Annotated in this window: 2 protein-coding genes and 1 pseudogene; all 3 read right to left on the bottom strand. The window is 65.3% G+C overall.

Annotated elements, in window-relative coordinates; translation table 11 throughout:
- Positions 1-78: 78 nt before the first annotated feature.
- Positions 79-1,353: an ABC transporter substrate-binding protein gene (locus EN749_RS33735; protein WP_128364797.1), complete on the bottom strand. Its 1,275-nt coding sequence runs from the start codon at positions 1,351-1,353 to the stop codon at positions 79-81.
- 26 nt (positions 1,354-1,379) lie between these two features.
- On the bottom strand, positions 1,380-2,441 hold the full coding sequence (locus tag EN749_RS33730) for a maleylacetate reductase (protein ID WP_245491557.1): 1,062 nt from the start codon (positions 2,439-2,441) through the stop codon (positions 1,380-1,382).
- Positions 2,441-2,810, bottom strand: a pseudogene (locus EN749_RS33725) (hypothetical protein); the annotation flags it as partial. The pseudogene EN749_RS33725 and the gene EN749_RS33730, both read right to left, overlap by 1 nt.

Raw genomic sequence — 2,810 nt, 5'->3', positions numbered from 1 at the left:
TTTCCAGCCTGAGTATCATCACTGTCATCCTTGGGTCGCGCCGAACGAGGGCGGCGGTATCAGCCGCCCTCGGCAGCGTCAGGCCAGGGCTTCCATCTTGCCGGCGGTGGGTATCTCGGAGGCGCCGGCGTTTTCGACGATCACCAGATCGAAGCCGCCACCGGCCTTCTTGCGCCACTGCCCGCCAACGAGCGGTGTCTTGCAGACGTTCTTCGCGGCGAAAGGTGGCAATCCCGCACCGCTCCAGGCCACTTTGCCCACCACCGTCGTCATGTCGGTGGCCGCTATCGCCGCCGCGATCGCCTCGGCATTGGTTGGATCCGACACGCGGCCCATGACATTGGCCGCCACCTCGAACAGCGAATGGACAAAACCGATCGGCTGGGTCCAGGGACGGCCGGTCTTGGCGGTGAAATCCGCAGCGAGTTCGGCCGAACTCTCGCCCGTCAGCGACGATTTGAACGGATGCGAGGCCGACCACCAGACCTCGGACGAGAGGTTGTGGCCAGCATCGCCGAGCGTCTCGACCGATTGCGGAAAAAGGATCGCCTTGGCGACCGTCACCGCCTTGGGGTTGAAGCCCTGCTGGCGGGCCTGGTTCCAGAAGGTGGTGAAGTCGGGCGGAATGACCACCCCGGTAACGATCTCGGCATTGGCGGCTTTGCAGGCGTTGACCTGCGCGGTGAAATCGTCCGAAAGGTTCTGATAGCGGCCAGGATCGGCAAGGCTGAAGCCGGCGGCGTCGAGGCCGGGCTTCAACCCATTCTTCGGGTCGCCCCAGGCATTGCCGTCGGCGTCGTTGGGGAACAGCCCGCCCACCTTGCCGTTGGTGGAAAGCTGTTTCCACATGCCGGTGTAGACGGCGATGATGTCTTCGAGACCCCAGAAATAATGATAGGCGAAGTTGAAAGGCTTCCACGACGCCGGATCGGCCGGATTGCCCTGCTGGCCGATGAACCAAGGCTGCCACGGCGCCATCGTCGAGATGACCGGCACGCCCTCCGCCTCGCAGGTGGTGGCCACAGGGTTGGTGTTCTCGGGCGTCGAGCCGACGAGCATCAGGTTGATCTCGTCATCGACGATCAGGCTCTTCGCCACCTCGGCCGCGCGATTGGGATTCGACTGGCTGTCCTTGACGATGACCTCGAAGTTCTTGCCTGCCTCGGAAGCGAGGAAGGCCTTGATGTTGTAGGCATCGCTCTCCGCGAAGTCGGCAAGCGGCCCGGTCTGCGGCGAAACATAGCCCAGGCGGATCTTGGCGCCTTGCGCGATGGCCGGCGTCGCCAGGCGCGAACCGGCGAGCGCCAGGCCTGTCGCCGCCGAGGCTTTCAGTAGGCTGCGTCTTGTGATCACTGTAGTTCCTCCCTCTTGTTTTATTCTCAAGCCCCCGGACGGCGTCCCTCCCACGCCACCTGAAGGAGTTCCCTTATCGATCCCGGATCGATTGGCCTCGGATTGGCATAGGCATTCTTGACCGCGATCGCCGCCGCGCGGTCGAGATCGGTCTCCTCGATGCCGATCGCCTTCAAGCTCAGCGGAGAGCCGACCGACTGTGCGAAATCCCAGAGCCCGCCGCCCGCCGAGCCGCCGCCGAATGCCTCGGCGATGGGGCGCAGCAGATCGGGCACTGCCGCTTCGTTGAAGGCGGTCGTGTAGGGCAGCAGGATGGCGTGGGTTTCGGCATGCGGCGTATCGAACGAGCCGCCGAAGACATGCGCCAGCTTGTGATGCAGCGCCATCGAGACATAGCCTAGCGCGGTCGAGCAGCACCACGCAGCATAGAGCGCCTGCGTCCGCGCTGCGCGCTCCTGCGGATTGCCGATCAACCTTGGAATGCCGTCCCGGAAGGCAACCATGGCATCCCTGCACATCAGCACTATCACCGGGTTGCGATCGGGAGCATAGAAAGCCTCCATCGCATGGGCGATCGCGTTCATCGCCGAGGTGACGGTGAGGCCTACCGGCAGGCTGAATGTCAGATCAACGTCGTAGATTACCGTCTCCGGGCGGATGTCCGGCGAGCGGCGGGTGGGCTTCTCACCGGCCGCCGTCTCGCCGAGGATGTCGGTCATTTCCGAGCCGGCATAGGTGGTGGGAATGACCACCTGGTCGGCGCCGGTGCGCACGGCAATGGCCTTGCCGAGCCCGGTGGTCGAGCCGCCGCCAAGGCTGACGACCGCCGAAGCGCCGCTGCTGCGGAAGGCATCGACGGCCTTTTCCGTGACCTCGACAGGGGTATGCATGACCGCGCCGGCAAAGATCCCGGCCGCGAGGCCACCAAGGCTTGCGGCCAGTCTTTCCGCATCGCCCTTCTGATGCGATGTCGACAGCACCATCACCTTGTCATGGCCGAGCCGCCGGACTTCCTCCTCGACGCGAGCCATGCTGCCGGCACCGAAGACTACCCGTGTCGTCAGGCCCGGAAACGTGAAGCTGTCCATCATCGCGCCGCCTCCATGCGCGGGCCGCGCCCGGCCGCGAGGTCGTCGAGGATCGTGCCCAGCATGGCGATCTCGGCGTCCGAGACCTCATGGCCGCGGCCCGGGAACAGATCGGCCCGCAAGCTCGCGCCAAACCGGCCCAGCGATTGCGCGGCATCGGCGCAGAGACTGGTATCCAGGGATCGGCATCGCCGCCGGAAAGATAGATCGGCATTCCGGCCGGCGCCGCCTCGGATCTTTCGTCCGCCGGAACGCCGACACGGCAGCCCGTGAAGGCCGCCAAAGCGTCCGGCGGCGGCAGCCCCGCGCAGAGATATTCGATCGACAGACACGCCCCTTGCGAGAAGCCCGCGAGAAGAAGCGGCAGTC

Origin of the sequence: Mesorhizobium sp. M7A.F.Ca.ET.027.02.1.1, assembly GCF_004022985.1 — a bacterium.
Classification (GTDB): Bacteria; Pseudomonadota; Alphaproteobacteria; order Rhizobiales; family Rhizobiaceae; genus Mesorhizobium.
Note: the sequence above shows the minus strand (reverse complement) of the source record. Positions and strands in the feature narration are given on the sequence as shown.